15 protein-coding genes are annotated in these 21,754 nt (G+C 72.4%); 14 read left to right on the forward strand and 1 reads right to left on the reverse strand.

Features of this window, described 5'->3' with window-relative positions; genetic code table 11:
- Nucleotides 1-19: 19 nt before the first annotated feature.
- The 5 genes from GWK25_RS02135 to GWK25_RS02155 all read left to right on the forward strand — a co-directional run bounded on the left by GWK25_RS02135 (nt 20) and on the right by GWK25_RS02155 (nt 2,891).
- Nucleotides 20-835 carry a type II secretion system F family protein gene (locus GWK25_RS02135; protein ID WP_215457145.1) on the forward strand — a complete coding sequence of 272 codons (816 nt, stop codon included), beginning with the start codon at nt 20-22 and terminating at the stop codon, nt 833-835.
- Nucleotides 832-1,623: a type II secretion system F family protein gene (locus GWK25_RS02140; protein WP_215448241.1), complete on the forward strand. Its 792-nt coding sequence runs from the start codon at nt 832-834 to the stop codon at nt 1,621-1,623. Before GWK25_RS02135 ends, GWK25_RS02140 begins: the two co-directional genes overlap by 4 nt.
- A 188-nt stretch (nt 1,624-1,811) precedes the next feature.
- On the forward strand, nt 1,812-2,024 hold the full coding sequence (locus tag GWK25_RS02145; protein WP_215457146.1) for a DUF4244 domain-containing protein: 213 nt from the start codon (nt 1,812-1,814) through the stop codon (nt 2,022-2,024).
- On the forward strand, nt 2,011-2,400 hold the full coding sequence (locus GWK25_RS02150; RefSeq protein ID WP_215448242.1) for a TadE family type IV pilus minor pilin: 390 nt from the start codon (nt 2,011-2,013) through the stop codon (nt 2,398-2,400). The genes GWK25_RS02145 and GWK25_RS02150 overlap by 14 nt, the downstream gene beginning before the upstream one ends.
- Nucleotides 2,401-2,495: 95 nt before the next feature.
- Nucleotides 2,496-2,891: an Rv3654c family TadE-like protein gene (locus GWK25_RS02155; RefSeq protein ID WP_374200586.1), complete on the forward strand. Its 396-nt coding sequence runs from the start codon at nt 2,496-2,498 to the stop codon at nt 2,889-2,891.
- A gap of 42 nt (nt 2,892-2,933) precedes the next feature.
- Here GWK25_RS02155 and GWK25_RS02160 read toward each other — a convergent pair whose 3' ends face one another.
- Nucleotides 2,934-5,408, reverse strand: coding sequence for a DEAD/DEAH box helicase (locus tag GWK25_RS02160; protein ID WP_215448243.1), 2,475 nt, complete (start codon nt 5,406-5,408; stop codon nt 2,934-2,936).
- Between the two features lie 83 nt (nt 5,409-5,491).
- Between GWK25_RS02160 and bldG the strand changes: the two genes are divergently transcribed.
- The 9 genes from bldG (at nt 5,492) to tmk (ending at nt 21,499) form a co-directional block, all read left to right on the forward strand.
- Nucleotides 5,492-5,833, forward strand: a complete 342-nt coding sequence (bldG, locus tag GWK25_RS02165) for an anti-sigma factor antagonist BldG (RefSeq protein ID WP_005475923.1) — start codon at nt 5,492-5,494, stop codon at nt 5,831-5,833.
- Between the two features lie 107 nt (nt 5,834-5,940).
- Nucleotides 5,941-6,372 carry an ATP-binding protein gene (locus GWK25_RS02170; protein ID WP_215448244.1) on the forward strand — a complete coding sequence of 144 codons (432 nt, stop codon included), beginning with the start codon at nt 5,941-5,943 and terminating at the stop codon, nt 6,370-6,372.
- A gap of 319 nt (nt 6,373-6,691) precedes the next feature.
- Nucleotides 6,692-9,097 (forward strand): sodium-translocating pyrophosphatase, encoded by a 2,406-nt coding sequence (locus GWK25_RS02175; RefSeq protein WP_215448245.1) that lies wholly within the window; start codon nt 6,692-6,694, stop codon nt 9,095-9,097.
- 208 nt (nt 9,098-9,305) lie between these two features.
- Entirely contained in the window at nt 9,306-9,917 is a 612-nt protein-coding gene (locus tag GWK25_RS02180; protein ID WP_215448246.1) for a small secreted protein, read from the forward strand.
- Between the two features lie 408 nt (nt 9,918-10,325).
- The gene (locus GWK25_RS02185) at nt 10,326-11,858 is read left to right on the forward strand and encodes a class I SAM-dependent methyltransferase (RefSeq protein ID WP_215448247.1); all 1,533 of its coding nucleotides are present in this window, start codon (nt 10,326-10,328) and stop codon (nt 11,856-11,858) included.
- A 271-nt stretch (nt 11,859-12,129) separates the two neighbouring features.
- Nucleotides 12,130-14,511: a serine/threonine-protein kinase gene (locus GWK25_RS02190; RefSeq protein ID WP_215448248.1), complete on the forward strand. Its 2,382-nt coding sequence runs from the start codon at nt 12,130-12,132 to the stop codon at nt 14,509-14,511.
- 98 nt (nt 14,512-14,609) lie between these two features.
- Nucleotides 14,610-14,807: a hypothetical protein gene (locus GWK25_RS02195; RefSeq protein WP_215448249.1), complete on the forward strand. Its 198-nt coding sequence runs from the start codon at nt 14,610-14,612 to the stop codon at nt 14,805-14,807.
- Nucleotides 14,808-15,117: 310 nt separating this feature from the next.
- A complete protein-coding gene (gene topA, locus GWK25_RS02200) occupies nt 15,118-17,970 on the forward strand; it encodes a type I DNA topoisomerase (RefSeq protein WP_215448250.1) in 2,853 nt (950 codons plus the stop codon).
- Between the two features lie 211 nt (nt 17,971-18,181).
- Nucleotides 18,182-21,499 carry a dTMP kinase gene (gene tmk, locus GWK25_RS02205; protein WP_215448251.1) on the forward strand — a complete coding sequence of 1,106 codons (3,318 nt, stop codon included), beginning with the start codon at nt 18,182-18,184 and terminating at the stop codon, nt 21,497-21,499.
- Nucleotides 21,500-21,754: the final 255 nt, after the last annotated feature.

Below are 21,754 nucleotides of genomic sequence, written 5' to 3' on the forward strand. Positions count from 1 at the left end.
CTCGGGGGTCGTGGCCGTGATGTGTGCCGGGGCCGCGGCCTGGATGTCGGACGAGGGGCGGGGCGCGGGAGCGCGGCGGGCGCGGTCGTTGTTGCCGGGCGGCGCGGCAGTGGGGCCGCCGCGATGGAAACGGGTCGCCGGCCGGGTGCGGACGCTGGGGGCCGAGTGGTGGGCGCCGGTGGCCGGGGCGGTGATCGCGGTGCTCGGGGCGTCGGTGCTGCCGGTCGTCGTGGGAGCGGCCGGGGTGCCGTTGCTGAGGCGGGTACGGCGGGCGGCGGAGGAGCGCCGGGGCCGGGAGCGGCGGGGCGACGCCGTGGTCGCGCTGTGCGCGTCGCTCGCGGGGGAGGTGCGGGCCGGGCGGCAGCCGGGCGAGGCGTTGACGCGGGCCGCGCGGGACTCCGCCGGACTGGGCGAGGCCCATGCCGTGGTGCTGGCGGCGGCCCGCTTCGGCGGTGACGTGCCCGGTGCCCTGCTGGACGCGGCGCGGCAGCCCGGCGCCGAGGGGCTGTCCGGGCTTGCCGCGTGCTGGCGGGTGGCCGTCGACCGGGGGGCGGGCCTGGCCGCCGGCCTCGACCGGCTGGAGGGCGCTCTGCGTGCCGAGCGGGACCAGCGGGCGGACCTGCGTGCCCAGTTGGCCGGCGCGCGGTCGACGGCCGTGATGCTGGCCGGTCTACCGGTGCTGGGCCTGTTGCTGGGGACCGCGCTCGGCGCCGATCCCCTGCACGTGGTGCTGCACAGCACGGCGGGGATGGGCTGTCTGCTCGTCGGTGCCGTGTTGGAGGGCGCGGGCCTGTGGTGGGCGCTGCGGATCGTGCGGGGAGCTGAGACGGCGTGAGCGGGGAACTTGTCCACAGGCTGGGGCTGACCGTCGCCGTGATCGTGGGGCTGTGGTGGCTGGTCCGGTCCTTCGACACCGCGCGACGCCGGCGAGGGCTGCGTGCCCGGCTGACCACGGTGCTCGCACTGGCGGCCGACCCGCCCCGGCGGAGCCTCCTGACACAGAGGGCCGTACGGCGATGGCTGCCGGTCGTCGGCGCGGTCTGCGCCGGGTGGGTGCTCGTCGGCGGGCTCGTCGGCCTGCTGCTGGGGCTGGCCGCCGGGGTCGGGGCCTGGCAATGGCTGAGGAGGGCGCGGCGCGCGGACGCCGAAGCGGGCGAGGCGTACGACGTCGCCGCTGTGGCGCGTCAACTGCCCCTCGCGGCCGACCTGCTGGCTGCCTGCATCACGGCCGGGGCGAGCCCGGTGGCGGCCGCACAGGCCGTGGGCGAGGCCCTCGGCGGACCGGTGGGCGAACGGCTGGCCAGAGGGGCGGCGGAAGCGCGGCTGGGCGGAGAACCGGCCGAAGCCTGGCGCTCGTTGGCGGCGCTGCCCGGCGCCGGAGCCCTGGCGCGGCTGCTGGAGCGCGCCGACGAGTCCGGGGTGCCGGCCGCCTCACCGGTCGCCCGCCTGGCCGCCGAGGCCCGCGCCGAATGGGGCCGCTCGGCGACGGAGCGGGCCCGCCGGGCCGCCGTGATGGTCACCGCACCGGTGGGGCTGTGCTTCCTGCCCGCCTTCATCGCGGTGGGCGTCCTGCCGGTGGTCATCGGGTTGGCGGACGGTCTGTTGCGAGGAGGCGGGCCGTGACGGGGCGGACGGGGGCGGGTGTTGCGCGGGGGCCGCCCGGACGGACCGGAAGGGCGACGACGAACTGCGGTGATCAGCGGACCAACGAGACAGACGAGTGGTCAACGGCACAGAGCCTCACGGGGGTTGAGATGCGCAAGGCAGTACATGCAGTACGGGTAGTACAGGCGACGCGGGCTGTGGAAGCAGTGCGGGAAGTGGTGCGGGTACGGGTGGTGTCGGCCGTGCTGTGCCGGGTGCGCGCGGCGCGGAGGGACGCGGGGATGGTGACCTCCGAGTACGCGGTGGGGATCATCGCGGCCGTGGCCTTCGCCGCGGTGCTCTACAAGGTGGTGACCAGCGGACAGGTCCAGGCGGAGCTGCAGCAGATCGTCGGGCGGGCCCTCAATGGCGGGGCGTGAGCCGCGTCGGCTTCGCGGGGCGCTGGGCGGCGACGGCGGGTTCGTGACGGCGGAGGCGGCCATGGCCCTGCCCGTGATGCTGCTGTTCGCGACGGCGCTCGTGTGGGCCCTGCTCGCGGCCTGCGCACAGATCCAGGTCGTGGACGCCGCCCGGGCCGGTGCCCGGGCGGCGGCCCGGCAGGACCCGCCGGGGGCGGTCGAGGCGGCGGCGCGGAAGACAGCGCCGGACGGGGCGGAGGTGCACGTGGGCCGCGAGGGTGATCTCGTACGCGTCGTGGTCTCGGCCCACGCGCCGGGGCCGGACGGACTGGACCTCGACCTCAGCCACGCGGCCGTGGCGCTCGCGGAGGAGACGGTGGGGGAGGCGGGCGGGTGAGCGCGTTGTCGTGGTGCGGCCGACGGTTCGGGGGCGTGCGCCCGGTCCCGGGGCGGCGGGCTGCTTCGGACAGAGGGTCAGCGACCGTCTGGGCGGTGGGGGCGATCGCGGTGCTGTGCGCGGTGTTCGGTGCCGTACTCGCCTTCGGCCAGGCTGTCGTGATCCGGCATCAGGCGGAGGCGGCGGCCGACCTCGCGGCCCTCGCGGCCGCAGACCACTGGACGAAGGGCGCCGAGGGGGCCTGCGCGACCGCGGAACGGGTGGCGAAGGCCCAGGACAGCCCACTGGTGCGCTGTGAGCTCCAGGGAGAGATCTCGGACGTCACGGCCACCTCGGCGATGGGCCCGTTCACCGCCGAGTCCAGGGCACGTGCGGGGCCACCGAACGCAGCGGACAGTCCCGCAGAAGCGCCCCTCAAGGGACGCGGGGAACTGCGCGACCAGCCACACACGACCGGCAGCCGCCCGATCCCTGACACCCCCGAACTCTGAGGCGCTCAGCACCCCGGGCTTCCCGGGCAGGCAGCACCGAGACTAGGGCACCCGGCCCTCCGGCGGAGCCCCCGGCGCGGTGCGCAGCAGCTCGGTCAGGAGGCGTACGGCGCCCCGCTTGTGCAGCGGCTCGTTGCCGTTGCCGCACTTGGGGGACTGGATGCAGGACGGGCAGCCGGCGTCGCACTCGCAGGAGGCGATGGCCTGGCGGGTGGCGGTGAGCCAGGCACGGGCCGTGTGGAAGGCACGCTCGGCGAAGCCCGCGCCGCCCGGGTGGCCGTCGTAGACGAAGACCGTCGGGAGCAGGGTGTCCGGGTGGAGCGGGACCGAGACACCGCCGATGTCCCAGCGGTCGCAGGTCGCGAAGAGGGGCAGCATGCCGATCGAGGCGTGCTCGGCGGCGTGCAGGGAGCCGCCGAGGATCTCGGCGTCGATCCGGGCCGCGTCGAGCTGGTCCTCGGTGACGGTCCACCAGACGGCGCGGGTGCGCAGCGTACGAGGAGGGAGGTTGAGTCTGGACTCGCCGAGCACCTCGCCGGTGATGAGGCGGCGACGGAGGAAGGAGACGACCTGGTTGGTGACTTCGACGGAGCCGTAGCACAAGCGGCCGTCGCCCCAGGGGACTTCCGTGTCGGTCTCCAGGACGGAGATGGCGGTGGTGTCGCGGGCGACCGTCGAATAGGGCGGGTCGGCTTGTTGGACGAGGGCGACGGAGTCCTCCAGGTCCAGTTCGCGGACCAGATAGGTGCGGCCCTGGTGCAGATGGACCGCGCCCTCGTGGACGGTGGTGTGGGCGGCGCCCGCGTCGACCGTGCCGAGGAGCCGGCCGGTGCCGGTCTCGACGACCTGGACGGGGCGACCGCCCTGGCCCCGGATGTCGGCCAGGTCGGCGGCGCGTTCGCGGCGGGTCCAGTGCCAGGCCTTGGCCCGGCGGCGGAGCAGTTTCGCCGCCTCCAGTTGCGGCAGGAGGTCCTCGCAGGCGGGGCCGAACAGGACGAGGTCCTCGTCGGTGAGGGGCAGTTCCGCGGCTGCGGCGCAGAGATGGGGGGCGAGGACGTACGGGTTGTCGGGGTCGAGGACGGTCGATTCCACCGGTCGGTCGAACAGGGCCTCGGGGTGGTGGACCAGGAAGGTGTCCAGCGGGTCGTCGCGGGCGATCAGGACGGCGAGGGCGCCCTGGCCGGAGCGTCCGGCGCGGCCGGCCTGCTGCCACAGGGAGGCGCGGGTGCCGGGGTAACCGGCGATGAGGACGGCGTCGAGGCCGGAGATGTCGACGCCGAGTTCGAGGGCGGTGGTGGCGGCGAGGCCGAGGAGCTCGCCGGAGTGGAGGGCGCGTTCGAGGGCGCGGCGCTCCTCGGGGAGGTATCCGCCGCGGTAGGCGGCGACACGGCGGGAGAGGGAGCGGTCCACCTCGGCGAGGCGTTCCTGGGCGATCACGGAGATCAGCTCCGCGCCGCGCCGGGAGCGGACGAAGGCCACCGAGCGGACGCCCTGGACGGTGAGGTCGGTGAGCAGGTCGGCGGTCTCGGCGGTGGCTGTGCGGCGTACCGGCGCGCCCTTCTCGCCGTGCAGCTCGGTGAGCGGCGGTTCCCACAGGGCGAACACCAGTTCACCGCGAGGTGAGGCGTCGTCCGCGACCTCGGTGACCGGGACGCCGGTGAGGCGGCGGGCGGCGACCGAGGGCTCGGCGGCGGTGGCGGAGGCGAGGAGGAAGACGGGCTCGGCGCCGTAGCGGGCGCACAGGCGGCGCAGGCGCCGGAGCACCTGGGCGACGTGGGAGCCGAAGACGCCCCGGTAGGTGTGGCACTCGTCGATGACGACGTACTTCAGGGCGCGCAGGAAGGAGGACCAGCGAGGGTGGGAGGGGAGGATCCCCCGGTGCAGCATGTCGGGGTTGGTGAGGACGTAGTTGGCGTACTGGCGGACCCACTCGCGTTCCTCGACGGGGGTGTCGCCGTCGTACACGGCGGGGCGTACGGCGTTTCCGAGAGGTTGTGAAAGTTCCTTCACGGCTCGGCACTGATCCGCCGCGAGGGCCTTGGTGGGGGCCAGGTAGAGCGTGGTCGCGCCCCGGCCGTTGGGGGCCTCGGAGCCGTCCAGGAGGCGGGAGAGGACCGGGACGAGGTAGGCCAGCGACTTGCCGGAGGCGGTGCCGGTGGCGACGACGACCGATTCGCCGTCCAGCGCGTGCTCGGCGACGCGTGCCTGGTGGGCCCAGGGATGTTCGATTCCGGCGGCCTGTACGGCGGAGACCACTTCCGGCCGGATCCGGTCGGGCCAGACGGCATGGCGACCCGCACGTGGGGGCACATGCTCCGTATGAGTGATGCGCGAAGCCCGGCTCGGCCCCGAGGCGAGCCGGTCCAGGACCGTGCCCGGCGAGGGGCTGGAAGCGGTGTCCGTCCGGGTTCGATCGGATCGGTGATTCTTGGCCATCGGCATCGAGTGTGTCACCGGCGTGACGGACAATGGAGCCAAGGCGTCGTGCACGCCTGCCGGTAAGTGATTGAATGCCATCGCGGCTGGCGAACCGTCCCGGGGGCTTTCAAGCCGAGGTGTCCCGAGGGGCGAACGCTCGATAGCAAGGTGCTGGAGGATCCGTGGACCTGTCCCTGTCGACCCGTACCGTCGGCGATCGTACGGTCGTCGAGGTCGGTGGCGAAATCGACGTTTATACCGCGCCCAAGCTGCGTGAGCAGCTGGTCGAGCTGGTCAACGACGGGAGTTTCCACCTCGTCGTCGACATGGAGGGCGTCGACTTCCTCGACTCCACCGGGCTCGGCGTACTGGTGGGCGGCCTGAAGCGAGTACGGGCCCATGAGGGCTCGCTGCGCCTGGTGTGCAACCAGGAGCGGATTTTGAAGATCTTCCGCATCACCGGTCTGACCAAGGTGTTCCCCATCCACACCTCGGTCGACGAAGCGGTGGCGGCCACTGACTGATCACGTCCGTCCGGGCCCCGTGCCCGGACGGCCACAGACAAGTGAGGAGGACCGGGCCCGTGCGGCCCGGCCTTCCGACAGCACGCCCGTAGTTCCGAGGGGGACGCATGGCCACCGTTGAACTCCGCTTCAGCGCGTTGCCCGAGCACGTCAGGACCGCCCGACTGGTGGCGGCAGCGGTGGCGCGCAGGGCCGGAGTGGACGAGGCCGTCCTCGACGAGGTCAGGTTGGCCGTCGGCGAGGCGTGCACCCGTGCCGTCGGACTGCATCAGAGCAGCGGTATCTCGGCGCCGGTGCGGGTGTCGCTGATCGAGGAGGAGAAGCAGTTCTCCATCGAGGTGGGCGACGAGGCGCCGCACGCCGTCCCCGGTGACCGGTCATCGGGTGCCGGGAACGCGGACGCCGAGGTCGAGGAGGACGACATGGGCCTCGCGGTCATCAGCGGCCTCGTCGACGACGTGGAGGTCACCGCCGGCGAGAACGGCGGCCTGATCCGTATGACCTGGCCGACGACACCGTCGGTCGCGGTCGTGCCCTGACCCTGCGTACTCCCAGTTTCAAGTAGTACCGCGAGGGCCCTGCTGAGCAGGGCCCTTCGTGTTTTTCCGGCAATCTATTCCGATCATTGTTCATCGGAACACCGGAATTCGTGAAGGAATTCACGATCATTCGCGTGATAATTGATCAAGCGTCAATGCCTTTGAGGCGTTACTTCTTTCGAGTAGCGTTGTCGGGTCCGGATCATTTGCTGAAGAGCATGTGAAGGCCAATTCCGTTTCCCGCGCACTGTTTTGATCAGGTCCACCTCCCTACAATCCGTCCACATCTTGAGCTCAGCCCAAGCGTCAAGGAGGACGAATGGCGGGGCTTTCTACCCCTCAAAGGTTTGACCACACCGCGAACTTCGCAGCCGCGGTGCTCACCGACGACAACCGGATCATCGTCATGGTGATCGGCGTCGTGGCCCTGGCAGCACTCGTCGTCGCCGGGGTCCTGGTGCGCCAGGTGCTCGCGGCGGGCGAGGGCACCGAGAGCATGAAGAAGATCGCGGCGGCCGTACAGGAAGGCGCGAACGCCTATCTGGCACGGCAGTTGCGCACGCTCGGCGTATTCGCCGTCGTCGTGTTCTTCCTGCTCATGCTGCTGCCCGCGGACGACTGGAATCAGCGCGCCGGACGATCGGTGTTCTTCTTGATCGGCGCGGCGTTCTCGGCGGCCACCGGCTATATCGGTATGTGGCTCGCCGTGCGCAGCAATGTGCGCGTCGCCGCGGCGGCCCGGGAAGCGACACCGGCGGAAGGTGAGCCGGAAAAGGATCTCACCGCCGTCTCGCACAAGGCGATGAAGATCGCATTTCGCACCGGCGGCGTCGTCGGCATGTTCACGGTGGGGCTCGGCCTCCTCGGCGCGTCCTGCGTGGTCCTCGTCTACGCGGCCGACGCGCCCAAGGTGCTGGAGGGCTTCGGCCTCGGGGCCGCGCTCATCGCCATGTTCATGAGGGTCGGCGGCGGCATCTTCACCAAGGCCGCCGACGTCGGCGCCGACCTGGTCGGCAAGGTCGAGCAGGGCATTCCGGAGGACGACCCGCGCAATGCCGCGACCATCGCCGACAACGTGGGCGACAACGTCGGCGACTGCGCGGGCATGGCGGCCGACCTGTTCGAGTCGTACGCCGTGACGCTCGTCGCCGCGCTGATCCTCGGCAAGGCGGCGTTCGGCGACTCCGGTCTCGCGTTCCCGCTGATCGTGCCCGCGATCGGTGTGATCACCGCGATGATCGGCATCTTCGCGGTGGCACCCCGCCGCACCGACCGCAGCGGCATGTCCGCCATCAACCGCGGGTTCTTCATCTCCGCGGTGATCTCGCTGGTGCTCGTCGCCATCGCCGTCTACGCCTATCTGCCCTCGTCGTACGCCGACCTCGACGGGGTCACGGACACGGCGATCCAGGGCCATGCCGGCGATCCGCGGGTCCTCGCGGTCGTCGCGGTGGCCATCGGCATCGTGCTGGCCGCGCTGATCCAGCAACTGACCGGCTACTTCACCGAGACCACCCGGCGTCCCGTGAAGGACATCGGCAAGAGCTCGCTGACCGGCGCGGCCACCGTCGTCCTCGCCGGTATCTCCATCGGTCTCGAATCGGCCGTCTACACCGCCCTGTTGATCGGCCTCGGCGTGTACGGGGCGTTCCTGCTCGGCGGTACGTCCATCATGCTCGCGCTGTTCGCGGTGGCGCTGGCCGGCACCGGCCTGCTCACCACGGTCGGCGTCATCGTCGCCATGGACACCTTCGGACCGGTCTCCGACAACGCCCAGGGCATCGCCGAGATGTCCGGCGACGTCGAGGGCGCGGGCGCGCAGGTGCTCACCGACCTCGACGCCGTCGGCAACACCACCAAGGCCATCACCAAGGGCATCGCCATCGCCACGGCCGTCCTCGCGGCCGCAGCGCTCTTCGGCTCGTACCGGGACGCCATCCTCACGGCCGCGAACGACGTCGGGGAGAAGGTCTCCGGCGAGGGCGCGCCCATGAACCTGATGATGGACATCTCGCAGCCCAACAACCTGGTCGGGCTCGTCGCGGGCGCCGCGGTCGTCTTCCTCTTCTCGGGGCTGGCGATCAACGCGGTCGCACGGTCGGCCGGTTCGGTGGTCTACGAGGTGCGGCGGCAGTTCCGCGAGCGGCCCGGGATCATGGACTACACCGAGCAGCCGGAGTACGGGCGGGTCGTCGACATCTGCACCAAGGACGCCCTGCGGGAGCTGGCCACGCCCGGTCTGCTCGCGGTCATGGCACCGATCGCGATCGGGTTCACGCTCGGGGTCGGGGCGCTCGGCGCGTATCTCGCCGGCGCGATCGGGACCGGGACGCTGATGGCGGTGTTCCTCGCCAACTCCGGTGGCGCGTGGGACAACGCCAAGAAGCTCGTCGAGGACGGTCATCACGGCGGCAAGGGGAGCGAGGCCCATGCCGCGACCGTCATCGGCGACACGGTCGGCGACCCGTTCAAGGACACGGCGGGGCCGGCCATCAACCCGCTGCTGAAGGTGATGAACCTCGTCGCGCTGCTGATCGCGCCCGCGGTCGTCCAGTTCAGCTACGGCGAGGACAAGAGCGTCGCGCTGCGGGTCGCCATCGCGGTGGCCTCGATCGCCGTCATCGTGGGCGCGGTGTACGTGTCCAAGCGGCGGGGGATCGCGGTGGGTGACGAAGGCAACTCCGAGCGGGTGGCCAAGTCGGCTGATCCAGCGGTGGTTTCGTAGACGGTCTTACGACCGGCTCTGTCAGGGGCCAGCTCAAGGGGCGGGCGGACGGCGCGTGTTGACGCGTCGGCCGTCCGCCCCTTGGCCGTGCCGGGGGGAGCCCGTGAGCCTTCTCTCTCTTGGTGCAAACGGTTACAAAAGGGTGCACCGGGGGTGCTCGGCACACGGGTGGCTCCCATTCGGCGTGTATGTTCCGGGGCCGAGAGCCATGGAAGGGACCAATCCGGTGAACAAGAAGCTCGCGGCCGCACTGTCCGGCGGTGCGGTACTGGTACTGGCGCTGTCCGGCTGCAGCGGCGACGACGAGACGAACGACAAGCTGAACTCCTGGGCCAAGGAGGTCTGCGACTCGGTGCAGCCGCAGATCAAGAAGATCGCGGCGGCCAACGCCTCGATCCAGAAGGAGACCTCGGACGACAGCGCGCCGGCGGACGTGCAGAAGGCCGACTCCCAGGGCTTCCAGGACATCTCCGACGCCTACAAGGCGATGGCGACGGCCATTCAGCAGGCCGGGGCGCCGGATGTCGAGGACGGCGAGAAGAAGCAGAAGGCCGCGGTGGCCGAGCTGAACCAGCTGTCCACGGCGTACGGGGAACTGAAGAAGAAGTCGGACGCGCTGAACACCAAGGACCAGGCGAAGTTCGCGGACGGGCTCGAAGGGGTCGCGACGGAGCTGGAGAAGCTGAGCAAGACCGGGAGCGACGCGCTGAAGGAGCTGGAGAAGGGGGAGGTCGGGCAGGCGATGGCCGAGCAGCAGAGCTGCAAGTCCGCGGGCACGTCCGGGGCCGCGTCGGTGCCGGCTGTGCCTTCGGAGGGGTGAGGGTTGCTCTCGCGTCGAGCGGCGGCCGGTGCGACGAGCCGGGCCGGGGGTTGATCGGACGCGCCCAGGGGTGCAGGTAGGCGGGCGGGGTGGGCCGGGGTTTGATCGATTGCCCGGCGGTCGGGCCGGCCGGGGATGGGTTCCGCGGCTCGGCGGTCACGAAGTGCCGCCTGCGCCCACCCGTGCCCCCCCAGCGGCACGACTGCCCGCAGTTCAGACGTCGCGCCGCAGTTCTGACGTGGTGTTGGGGCGTCCCCTCTGGGCACGACTGCCGTAGCCGGGACACCGTCGGGGCCGTGGCTGGGGCGGCGTCGAAAGTCGCAGCTGAGACGCCGTCGGGGGCCGCGAGGGAGAACGCGGAGTGTGTGTCGCTGAGGCGGGTCGTGGGGCGCGGTTACGCTGGGCGGTGTGAGTGACTCCAGGCTGTCTTCGTTGCCCTCTGTTGATCGGTCCGATGTCGCCGCTCGGTTGCGGGAGGCCTTGCTCGGGGCCGAGTTCACCGCCGACGGGCTGCTCGAACTGCTCGGTGCGCCGGCGTACGCGGCTCTCGCGCGGAGCGAGGTCGTGCCCGCGCTGAGGGCGACTCGGGGGGACACGGCGCTGGAGGCGCTGGTCCGGCTGTTCCTGTTGCAGGAGCCGGTCGTACGCGCGCGCGTGGAGGGCGTGCTGCCTGTCGACGCGTGCGTCGAGAGCGGCTGGCTCGTGCGCGTCGGTGACGACGGGGACGAGGTCGCCGCCACCGTCGACGTCCGGCCGTACGGCGGCCCCGGCGGCGAGGACTGGTTCATCGTCTCCGACCTGGGGTGCGCGGTCGGTGGGGCCGGCGGGATCGGGAGCCCGGACGAGGGCGTCGTGCTGGGGGTCGGCGGGGCGTCCACGACGCTGGCCGGGATCACCGTACGCACGCCCGTCGCCGCCGCCCTCGACCTAGGGACCGGCTCCGGCATCCAAGCCCTGCACGCCGCGCAGCACGCCACGCGCGTGACGGCGACCGATCTCAACCCGCGCGCGCTGCACATCACGGCGCTCACGCTGGCGCTTTCCGGAGCCCGCGCCGCCGAGCTGCGGGAGGGTTCGCTCTTCGAGCCGGTCGGGGCGGACGAGACGTACGACCTCATCGTGTCGAATCCGCCGTTCGTGATCTCGCCCGGTGCCCGGCTGACGTACCGCGACGGCGGGATGGGCGGGGACGACCTGTGCCGCACGCTCGTCTCGCAGGCGGGTGAGCGGCTGAACGAGGGCGGGTACGCGCAGTTCCTCGCCAACTGGCAGCACGTGGAGGGGGAGGACTGGCAGGAGCGGCTCATGTCGTGGGTGCCGCGCGGCTGCGACGCGTGGATCGTGCAGCGCGAGGTCCAGGACGTCACGCAGTACGCCGAGTTGTGGCTGCGGGACGCGGGCGACCACCGCGGTGACGTGGCCGAGTACCAGACGCGGTACGACGCGTGGCTCGACGAGTTCGAGGCGCGGAAGGTGAAGGGCGTCGGGTTCGGGTGGATCACGCTGCGGAAGTCGGCCGCGGCGGAGTCGGAGCCCTCGATCACCCTGGAGGAGTGGCCGCATCCGGTCGAACAGCCGCTCGGTGAGGCGGTGCGGCAGCACTTCGCGCGCGTCGACTACCTGCGGGCGAACGACGACGCGGCCCTCCTGGAGGCGCACTTCCGGCTCACTGCCGAGGTCGTCCAGGAGCAGGTCGGGCTGCCCGGCGCCGAGGACCCCGAGCATGTGGTGCTGCGTCAGAACCGTGGGATGCGCCGGGCCACGAAGGTGGACACGGTGGGCGCGGGATTCGCCGGTGTGTGCGACGGCACGCTCAGCGCGGGGCGGATTCTGGACGCCATCGCCCAACTCGTCGGCGAGGACCCGGTGGCCCTGCGCGACCGGACGCCGGTGCAGATCCGCCTCCTTGTCGAACAGGGGTTCCTCGAACCGGCTCGGTGACCCGCCCCGCACCGGTGAGGGGGCCCGTCCGGGCTCCCTCACCCGGTGACGATTTCCGGACCGTCCGATGACGGGACCGGTACCCCGCGCGGCGCCCGTTCCCGTGAAGGGTGGGGCTGGTTCGCACCTCTGAGATGCATGTGTCTCCTCTGTCTGGATTGGTCCGTAAAAAGGCTCCTGTCAGTGGTGCGTGCGAAGCTATTTTCAAGAGACGGATCCGACGTGTCCTCGGGGGAGGCACGCGCTGTCTCTGGGGGATCGGGGGATCGCGATGGCGGGGGAAACGCCGGAGCAGGGCCGGGGAAGGATCATCAACGACCGGTACCGACTGCTGCGCACCCTGGGCGCGGGCGGTATGGGCCGGGTCTGGCTCGCGTACGACGAGGAGCTGGCCTGCGAGGTCTCCATGAAGGAGATCTCGCTGCCCGATGTCCCGCTGGACGCGACCGAGCCCGCCCAGCGCATCGCCCGGGCCCGCAGCGAGGCCCGGCACGCCGCGCGGCTGCGCGGCCATCCCCATGTGGCCACGGTCCACGACGTGGTGCTCCACGAGGGCCTGCCGTGGATCGTCATGGAGTACGTGCCGGACGCGATCGACCTCCAGGCGGTCGTACGGCAGCGGGGACCGCTCTCGCCCGAGCAGGTCGCCCGGGTCGGGCTCGCCGTCCTCGACGCGCTCACGGCGGGACACCGCATCGGCATCCTCCACCGGGACGTGAAGCCGGCCAACATCCTGCTCGCGGCCGACGCCTCGGGCGACCCCTACGCGCGCGTGCTGCTCACCGACTACGGCATCGCGCTCCAGCCGGAGTCCCGCGAACCCCGGCTCACCGCCACCGCCGGAATCCTCGGCACGCCCGGATATCTGGCGCCCGAGCGGGCTCGGGGCGAGCCGCCGACCCCGGCCGCCGACCTGTTCTCGCTCGGCGCCACGCTGTACGCGGCGGTCGAGGGCCGCGGCCCCTTCGACCGGCACGGCGAGTACGCGACGCTCACGGCCCTGCTCGGGGAGGAGCCGGCGCCGCCCGCCCGCGCCGGTGAACTCGCCCCCGTCCTGCACGGGTTGCTCATCAAGGACCCCGTTCGTCGGCTCTCGCCGGAGGCCGCGGCACGCGGCCTGGAGCGGGTGGCCGCCTCGGGCGGCGAGCCGACCCCGCCCGGCTGGGGCGCCACCCCCGCGTCGGCAGCCGGCGCCTTCGGACCCGCTCCCCGCACCCCCGGCGCCCCCGCGACCCCCGGCACTCCCGGCGCGCCTCCGGGGTATGCAGCGAGCGCGCCCCCCGGGTACGTCGCCGCCGGGCAGCACGGCCTCGGGGGCACGCCCGACACGCCTGGCCCACCCCACACGCCGTACACACCGGGGGTCCCGCACACCCCCGGCACGCCCTCGTCACCGAACGCCCCGAACACTCCCGCCGGGGGCCCGCCCACGCCGGGCGCGACGCCGGCCGGCCCTTCGCCGTACGACCCGTGGCAGCGGGGACAGCAACCGCGCGGTCCCTACGACAGCCACAACCCGTACGGGGGCGGCCCGCCCACGCCCTACGGGAGTCCGGCGGGCGGCGGGGCCACGCCCTACGCGGGTGCCCCCGGTGGCCGGCCGTCGGCGTACGGCGGCGCAGGCGCTCAGTCACCTGGGTACGGCGGCACGGTCGGCAACCAGTCGCTGCCGTACACGGCCAACGCGTCCGTGCCGTACGGCGGTGGCGGCGCCACGCCCCCGGGGAACGCGGGGCTCCCGACCATCACGGCAGGAAGCCCGCCGCCCGGCGGACCGCGGCGCAGGACGCCCGCGGGGGCGGTCGTCGCGATCGTGGTCGCCGTGCTGCTCGTGGCGGGCGGCGGCACCTGGGCCGCGGTGAACCTGTCGGGCGGCCCGGACCCCAAGCCCTCCGACAGCCCGGGCCCGTTGTCGTCGCCGACGTCGGAGTACCCCTACGGCAAGCAGGCGGCCCTCAAGAAGGCGTTGGAAGTGGGGGACTGCGTCAAGGCCGTCTGGACGGGGACGGCGTTCGACTCGGTGCCCGACCTCGGCGTGGTGGACTGCGACGAGGACTGGCCGGACGGTCAGGTCGTGGCGATAGCGACGGCGTCGGACCCCGCCGAGGCCAAGGCGAGCGGAGAGCAGCGCTGCGCCGGCCAGGCCGACGCGCTGGCCGAGGCCCTGCCCGACGCGGGGGTCTACGCACTGATCCCGACGAAGGAGGGCTTCACCGCGGCCAAGGGCGGTACGGCATGTCTCGTCCTCGGCAAGCACGTCCCGATCGGCGGCGAGGTGGGCCGACTCCGTGACGTGGGCATGAACCTGTGGCCCACGCAGATGGCCGTCGGTGACTGCTGGGACTACGCCACCAGGGAGGACGAGGGGTACGACGCCCCGCTGACCGACTGTGCCGAAGCGCACACCGACCAAGTCGTCGGATCGGTGCAGGCACCCGACAACATGACCTTCGCCGGAGCCCTCGCCGAAGGCGGAAAGCTGTGCACCAACAGGTTCGAGTCGAGTTGGGCGCCCGGCGCTGACCTGATCGTGTCGGGATGGGTCTCCGACGAAGAGGAGTGGAAGAAGGGCTTCAACAAAGTGGTGTGCACGGTGCGCAACGCCGACGTGTCGCAGACGACCGGCAAGATACCCACGCCCGGTTCGGTCTGAGAGTCCGGACGCCTCACGTTCACCTCGGGTTCGCGCGCCCGCTTCCCGTCCGTGCCAGCCTCCCGTCCCGGTGCAGTCGAGGGGTGGGAGGACGGGACATGGAGAGCGGTCCGGCGATCTTCGTAGGAGTGGTGTTCGCCCTGTTCGGGGGCGGACTGATGCTGTGGACCGTGCGGCGGCTGCGCCTCGGCGAGCCGGTCGCGCAGGGGGTGCGTCCCGCGATGTCGGCGACCCTCGCGAGCGTCACCGCGGTCACCGCCCTGGTGCTCGCCGCGTGGTGCCTCGCCCGCGTCTGAGCGGGCGCGGGGAGCCGGGGCCGGCGAGCGAGCGGGGTAACCGCGATGTGACCCTCCGCATAGGCCCCGAACGGATCGCTGAGGACGCCGGGCGGCAGGAATGGCGGTAGTCGGGTTACCGTTCGAGTGGCCGTTGCGGGCTTTTCCCGTTTGACACGGGGGCGGGATGTACCGTCACACTCCGCAGCGTCAGCATGACCCGACCCCCGGGCCGACCGCCGAGCCCCGTGCGCGGCAACGGCCTTCGGGGTCGCCCGCCCCGGGACGCAAGCCTGGGGAGACCCAGCGTCGACCGGAGAGAAGAGCGAAGTTGTCCCCGACCAGCGAGACCGCGAAGGGCGGCCGCCGACTCGTGATCGTCGAGTCGCCTGCCAAGGCGAAGACGATCAAGGGCTATCTCGGCCCCGGCTACATCGTCGAGGCGAGCGTGGGGCACATCCGCGACCTTCCCAACGGCGCCGCGGAGGTGCCCGAGCAGTACACCGGCGAGGTGCGCCGCCTCGGCGTGGACGTCGAGCACGACTTCGCGCCCATCTACGTGGTCAACGCGGACAAGAAGGCGCAGGTCAGGAAGCTCAAGGACCTGCTGAAGGAGTCCGACGAACTCTTCCTCGCCACCGATGAGGACCGCGAGGGCGAGGCCATCGCCTGGCACCTCCAGGAGGTGCTCAAGCCCAAGGTCCCGGTCAAGCGGATGGTCTTCCACGAGATCACCAAGGCCGCGATCCAGGCCGCCGTCGCCAACCCGCGCGAGCTGAACCAGCGCCTCGTCGACGCCCAGGAGACCCGCCGCATCCTCGACCGCCTCTACGGCTACGAGGTCTCGCCGGTCCTGTGGAAGAAGGTCATGCCGCGGCTGTCGGCGGGCCGCGTCCAGTCCGTCGCGACCCGTCTCGTCGTGGAGCGGGAGCGGGAGCGGATCGCCTTCCGCTCGGCCGAGTACTGGGACCTGACCGGCACCTTCGCGACCGGCCGCGCCGGTGACGCCTCCGACCCGTCGTCGCTGGTCGCCCGCCTGCAGTCCGTGGACGGCCGCCGCGTCGCCCAGGGCCGCGACTTCGACTCGCTCGGGCAGATCAAGGGCGCCAATGTCCTCCACCTCGACGAGGCGAACGCCCGCGCGCTCGCCGCCGCCCTGGAGAACACCCGCTTCTCGGTCCGCTCCGTCGAGTCCAAGCCCTACCGCCGCTCGCCGTACGCCCCCTTCCGTACGACGACGCTCCAGCAGGAGGCCTCGCGCAAGCTCGGCTTCGGGGCGAAGGCGACCATGCAGGTGGCGCAGAAGCTGTACGAGAACGGCTTCATCACCTATATGCGTACGGACTCCACGACGCTCAGCGACACCGCCGTGGCCGCCGCCCGCGCCCAGGTGACCCAGCTGTACGGCGCCGACTACCTGCCGGCGCAGCCGCGTACGTACGCCGGGAAGGTCAAGAACGCGCAGGAGGCGCACGAGGCGATCAGGCCCTCGGGTGATCGTTTCCGCACGCCCGCGGAGACCGGTCTGACCGGTGACCAGTTCAAGCTGTACGAGCTGATCTGGAAGCGGACCGTCGCCTCCCAGATGAAGGACGCCACGGGCAACAGCGTCACCGTCAAGATCGGCGGCACCGCGTCCGACGGCCGGGACGCCGAGTTCAGCGCCTCCGGCAAGACGATCACCTTCCACGGTTTCCTCAAGGCCTACGTCGAGGGCGCCGACGACCCGAACGCCGAGCTCGACGACCGTGAGCGCCGGCTGCCGCAGGTCGCCGAGGGCGACCCGCTCTCCGCCGAGGAGATCACGGTCGACGGGCACGCCACCAAGCCCCCGGCCCGCTACACCGAGGCGTCGCTGGTCAAGGAGCTCGAAGAGCGCGAGATCGGCCGCCCGTCGACGTACGCGTCGATCATCGGCACCATCCTCGACCGGGGCTATGTGTTCAAGAAGGGCACGGCCCTCGTGCCGTCCTTCCTGAGCTTCGCCGTGGTCAACCTGCTGGAGAAGCACTTCGGGCGGCTCGTCGACTACGACTTCACCGCCAAGATGGAGGACGACCTCGACCGCATCGCGCGCGGCGAGGCCCAGGCGGTGCCGTGGCTGAAGCGGTTCTACTTCGGCGAGGGCACCGACGTCAGCGGCACGGCGGCGGCCGAGGCCGGCAACGGCGACGGGGACCACCTCGGCGGCCTGAAGGAACTGGTCACCGACCTCGGCGCGATCGACGCCCGCGAGGTCTCCTCCTTCCCCGTCGGCAACGGCATCGTGCTGCGCGTCGGGCGCTACGGCCCGTACATCGAGCGGGGCGAGAAGGATGCCGAGGGGCACCAGCGCGCGGACATCCCCGAGGACCTGGCGCCGGACGAGCTGAGCGTCGAACTGGCGGAGGAACTGCTCGCCAAGCCGAGCGGCGACTTCGAGCTGGGCGCCGACCCGGCGACCGGTCACCAGATCGTCGCCAAGGACGGGCGCTACGGCCCCTACGTCACGGAGATCCTCCCCGAGGGCACCCCGAAGACGGGTAAGAACGCGGTCAAGCCGCGCACGGCCTCCCTGTTCAAGTCCATGTCCCTGGACACCGTGACCCTCGACGACGCCCTGAAGCTGATGTCGCTGCCGCGGATCGTCGGCGCCGACGCGGAGGGCCAGGAGATCACCGCGCAGAACGGGCGCTACGGGCCGTATCTGAAGAAGGGCACGGACTCGCGTTCGCTCCAGACCGAGGAGCAGCTCTTCACGATCACCCTCGAAGAGGCGCTGGCCATCTACGCCCAGCCCAAGCAGCGCGGGCGGGCCGCCGCCAAGCCGCCGCTGAAGGAGCTGGGTGAGGACCCCGTCAGCGGGAAGCCGGTCGTGGTGAAGGACGGCCGCTTCGGTCCGTACGTCACCGACGGCGAGACCAACGCGACGCTGCGGTCCGGGGACAGCGTGGAGACCATCACGCCCGAACGCGGGTTCGAGCTGCTGGCGGAGAAGCGGGCGAAGGGGCCCGCCAAGAAGACGGCCAAGAAGGCTCCGGCGAAGAAGACGGCGACGAAGGCTGCCGCCAAGAAGGCCGCGCCGGCGAAGAAGACCGCTGCTGCGAAGAAGACCGCTTCTTCGAAGACGGCCGCGGCGAAGAAGGCGACTCCCGCGAAGAAGGTGGCTGCGAAGAAGGCGACGTCGGCCGGGGAGAGCGCCTAGTCGCTCGGGGGTGCGGGTGCGTGCGCGGCTGCGGGTGGAGTGTGGCTTGTCGCGCGGTTCCCCGCGCCCCTCAGGGGCGGCTCCGGTGCGCGTTGGCTGAATCTTCACCTCTCGGGTGCTGAACCCGCACCCTTTGCGCGACTTGGTGTCGACGTGTGTGTGCGCTCGGGCGCTGCTTCTGGGTGTCGGCGCGTGCCGATAGGCTGAAAGCATGATGCGAGCCGAGCAGCCGACGGCCCACAACCCGGCCCCCGACGACGCCCTGGCAGCCGACTCCAGGGAGCGCGCCGTCCGGGCGCTGCTGCGCCGGCCGCAGCTGAAACGGTTGTGGAGCGCACAGCTCGTGGGTGGCGTGGGCGACGTACTCGCGCTGTTCGTGCTGGTGCTCCTCGCCTTCCAGGCGGCGATCGCCGAGGGTGCCTTCGGCGGCGGATACCGGGGCGTCGCCCTGACGGTCGCGGTCGTCTTCGGGACGCGCGTCCTCGCGACCCTGCTCTTCGGTGCCGTGCTCCTCGGGCCGCTCACCTCCCTGACCTCGCAGGACGGTCCGCTCGACCGCCGCTGGACCATGGTCGGCGCGGACGGGCTGCGGGTCCTGCTGCTGATCGTCGCGCCCCTGTGGATCGACTGGACGCCGGCCAACGCGCTCGCGGTGCTGCTGGTCACCGTGTTCGTCGCCGGTGTCGCCGAGCGGTTCTGGACGGTCTGCCGCGAGAGCGCGGCCCCCGCGCTGCTGCCCGCGCCGCCGCTGGAGGGCGCGACCGTACGGCCGCTGCCGGACCACATGGACGCGCTGCGGCGCCTGTCCCTGCGTACCGGATTCGTGGCCGTTCCCCTCGCGGCCGCCGTACTCGTCGTCGCCTCGCTGCTCAACAACCTGCTGGGCGCGGGCCTCGACTGGTTCGGACAGCACCAGGCCGCGCTCGCCTCGTACGTCGCCGCCGGGCTCTTCGCCGCCTCGCTGTCGGTCGTGACCTTCCTCGAGCTGCCCAAGACGCGTACCCCCCGCGCGCGGTCGCCGCTGGAGGGACTGCGCCGGCCCAAGACGGGCACCGGTGTCGACAAGGGCCGCACGGGCGCGATCCCGCTGCTGGTGCCGGCCTGCGGGGCCGTCGCGGGTGCGGTCGCCGCCGCGGTCGCCGTCGCCGTGCTGCACGCCAAGGACCTGGGCGGCGGGCCGGTGATGTACGGGCTGTTCGTCACCGCGCTGACGGGTGGCGTGGTCGTCGGGATCCGTCGGGGCCCGTCCGTGCTGCCCTCGCTGTCCCGGCGCAGGCTGCTCGCTCTCGCGATCGCCTTCACCGGGATCGCGCTGCTCGCCGCCGGTCTGACACCGGACGTCACGAGCGTCGTGCTCATCCTGGGGCTCGCGGGTGCCGGCGCGGGAATCGCCGCCAACACCGGGCACACACTGCTCGATCAGGAGGCCGAGGACTCCCGCCGTGCCCGGACGACCGAGCATCTGCACGCTGTCGTAAGGGTGTTCGTGGCGCTGGCGGTGCTCGTCGCTCCGCTGGTCGCGGCCGTCATCGGACCGCACCGGCTGGAGAGCGGCAAGTTCGTCTTCGCGCACGGCGGTGCGGCGTTCACGCTGATGCTGGTGGGGGCGTTGCTGCTGCCGGTCGCCGCGCTGGTGCTCGCCAAGGTCGACGACCGCTCCGGGGTGCCGCTGCGGCAGGACCTGCGGGACGCGCTGCTCAAGGGCGACGACCCGGTGCAGGCGCCCGCGGCGTCCGGGTTCTTCATCGCCCTGGAGGGCGGGGACGGCGCCGGGAAGTCCACCCAGGTCGAGGCGCTCGCCGAGTGGATCCGGGCCAAGGGGCACGAGGTCGTGGTGACGCGCGAGCCGGGGGCGACCCCGGTGGGGAAGCGGCTGCGGTCGATCCTGCTCGATGTGTCGTCGGCCGGTCTGTCCCATCGCGCCGAGGCGCTGCTGTACGCGGCGGATCGTGCCGAGCACGTGGACACCGTGGTGCGACCCGCGCTGGAGCGGGGCGCGGTGGTCATCTCGGACCGGTACATCGACTCGTCCGTGGCGTACCAGGGGGCCGGGCGGGACCTCTCGCCGACCGAGATCGCCCGGATCTCGCGGTGGGCGACCGACGGACTCGTGCCGCACCTGACGGTGCTGCTGGACGTGTCGCCGGAGGCCGCGCGCGAGCGGTTCACCGAGGCGCCGGACCGGCTGGAGTCCGAGCCGGCCGAGTTCCACGAGCGGGTGCGGGCGGGATTCCTGACGCTGGCCGCCGCCGACGCCGGGCGCTACCTGGTGGTGGACGCCGCGCAGGACCCCGAGGCGGTGACGACCGTGGTCCGGCACCGGCTCGACGTGATGCTGCCGCTGTCCGAGGCCGAGGTGAAGGCGCAGGAGGAGGCCCGGCGCAAGGCCGAGGAGGAAGCCCGGCGCAAGGCCGAGGAAGAGGCCGCGCGCAAGGCCGAGGAGGAGCGGCTGGAGCGCGAGCGCCAGGAGGAGCTCGCGCGGCTGCGGGCCGAGGAGGAGGAGCGCAAGCGGCGCGAGCTGGAGGAGGCTCAGCGGCGCGAGGCGGAACGGCAAGCGGAGGAGGCCCGGCAGCGGGCCGAGGAAGCGCGTCGCCGGGCCGAGGAGGAGCAGGCGCGGCTCCTCGCGGAGGAGAAGGCACGGGCCGAGGCGGAGGAACGGCGTCGGGTCGAGGAGGAACGGCGTCGTCAGCAGGCCGCGGAGGAGCAGCGGCTGCGGGCCGAGGCGGAGGCGCGGCGCCTGGAGAAGCAGCGCAAGGCCGAGGAGGCGTTGCTGCGGGCCGAGGAGGCCCGGCGGGTGGCTGCCGCGGCGGAGGCCGAGCGGGCGGCGGCGGTCGCGGCCGAGGCGGAGCGGGCCGCGGCGGAGCGTGCCGAGGCCGACCGGAAGGCCGAGGCGGAGCGGGTCGCGGCCGCGGCGGAGGCCGCGCGGCTTGCGGCTGAGCGGGGGAGTGGGGCCGGGTCCGGATCCGGGTCGGGTCCGGGCGCGGGTGCCGGCTCTGGGGCCAGCGACGACGCGGTGACTGTGGCTACGCCGTTGGTGACGCCGACGAACGCGTCCGGTGGGCCGCTGGATGAGACGGCTGTGCTGCCGCCCGTGCGGGACGCGTCCGGGGCCGACTCCGAGACGACGGCGAAGCTGCCGAAGCCGCCGGTGCCCGCAGTGCCGCCGACGCCGCCGGTGCCGTCGTCGGGGGCTGCCGCGGAGGACGAGACCGCGGTGTTTCCGCCGGTGCCTTCGGGGGCGGCCGACGAGACGGCTGTGCTGCCGCCGGTGCGGGACGACTTGGTGCCGCCGGGATACTTCCGGGACGAGCGGCCTGCGGCCGGCGCGGCGGACGGGTCCGACGCCGTGGATCGGACGCGGGAGCTGCCGCAGGTCGATGAGCAGGGGGTGCCTCGACGGAGGCCTCGGTCGGACTGGGCCGAGGAGACGCCGTTGGACGATCTGCCCACGTTGGCGGACGAGTTGCTGGGGTCGCACGACGAGGACGACGCCGATGAGGGGCGGGGCTGGCGGCGGCGCCGCCGCTGAGTCGAGCTTCAGCCGACCCGAGCTGAGCTGACCGAGCTGAGCGGCTGAGCGGCTGAGCTTCGGTGGGGCGCGTGCGGCCGGTCGGCCGGTACGTGTTCCGCCGGTGGTCGGGTGGGGTCGGGGCCGTGTCGGTGCCTCAGATCGTCGCTGGTGCCCTACTGCCCGGGGGGTCCCCCGGGCTCTCTGGGCCGCTGTGTGCGACGGGCTGACGTACCGGCACGGCCCCTTCCCCGTGGGGGCGACGGACCGTGGGGC

The organism is Streptomyces sp. ATCC 21386 (genome assembly GCF_018728545.1).
Lineage (GTDB): Bacteria > Actinomycetota > Actinomycetes > Streptomycetales > Streptomycetaceae > Streptomyces.

Bases quoted from the DNA above. Each gene is read 5' to 3' on its own strand.
- GWK25_RS02135 (WP_215457145.1), top strand. From the start codon at position 20: ATGTGTGCCGGGGCCGCGGCCTGGATGTCGGACGAGGGGCGGGGCGCG.
- GWK25_RS02150 (WP_215448242.1), top strand. From the start codon at position 2,011: ATGGCGGGGCGTGAGCCGCGTCGGCTTCGCGGGGCGCTGGGCGGCGAC.
- GWK25_RS02160 (WP_215448243.1), bottom strand. From the start codon at position 5,408: ATGGCATTCAATCACTTACCGGCAGGCGTGCACGACGCCTTGGCTCCA.
- GWK25_RS02170 (WP_215448244.1), top strand. From the start codon at position 5,941: ATGGCCACCGTTGAACTCCGCTTCAGCGCGTTGCCCGAGCACGTCAGG.
- GWK25_RS02175 (WP_215448245.1), top strand. From the start codon at position 6,692: ATGGCGGGGCTTTCTACCCCTCAAAGGTTTGACCACACCGCGAACTTC.
- GWK25_RS02180 (WP_215448246.1), top strand. From the start codon at position 9,306: ATGGAAGGGACCAATCCGGTGAACAAGAAGCTCGCGGCCGCACTGTCC.
- GWK25_RS02190 (WP_215448248.1), top strand. From the start codon at position 12,130: ATGGCGGGGGAAACGCCGGAGCAGGGCCGGGGAAGGATCATCAACGAC.
- GWK25_RS02195 (WP_215448249.1), top strand. From the start codon at position 14,610: ATGGAGAGCGGTCCGGCGATCTTCGTAGGAGTGGTGTTCGCCCTGTTC.
- tmk (WP_215448251.1), top strand. From the start codon at position 18,182: ATGATGCGAGCCGAGCAGCCGACGGCCCACAACCCGGCCCCCGACGAC.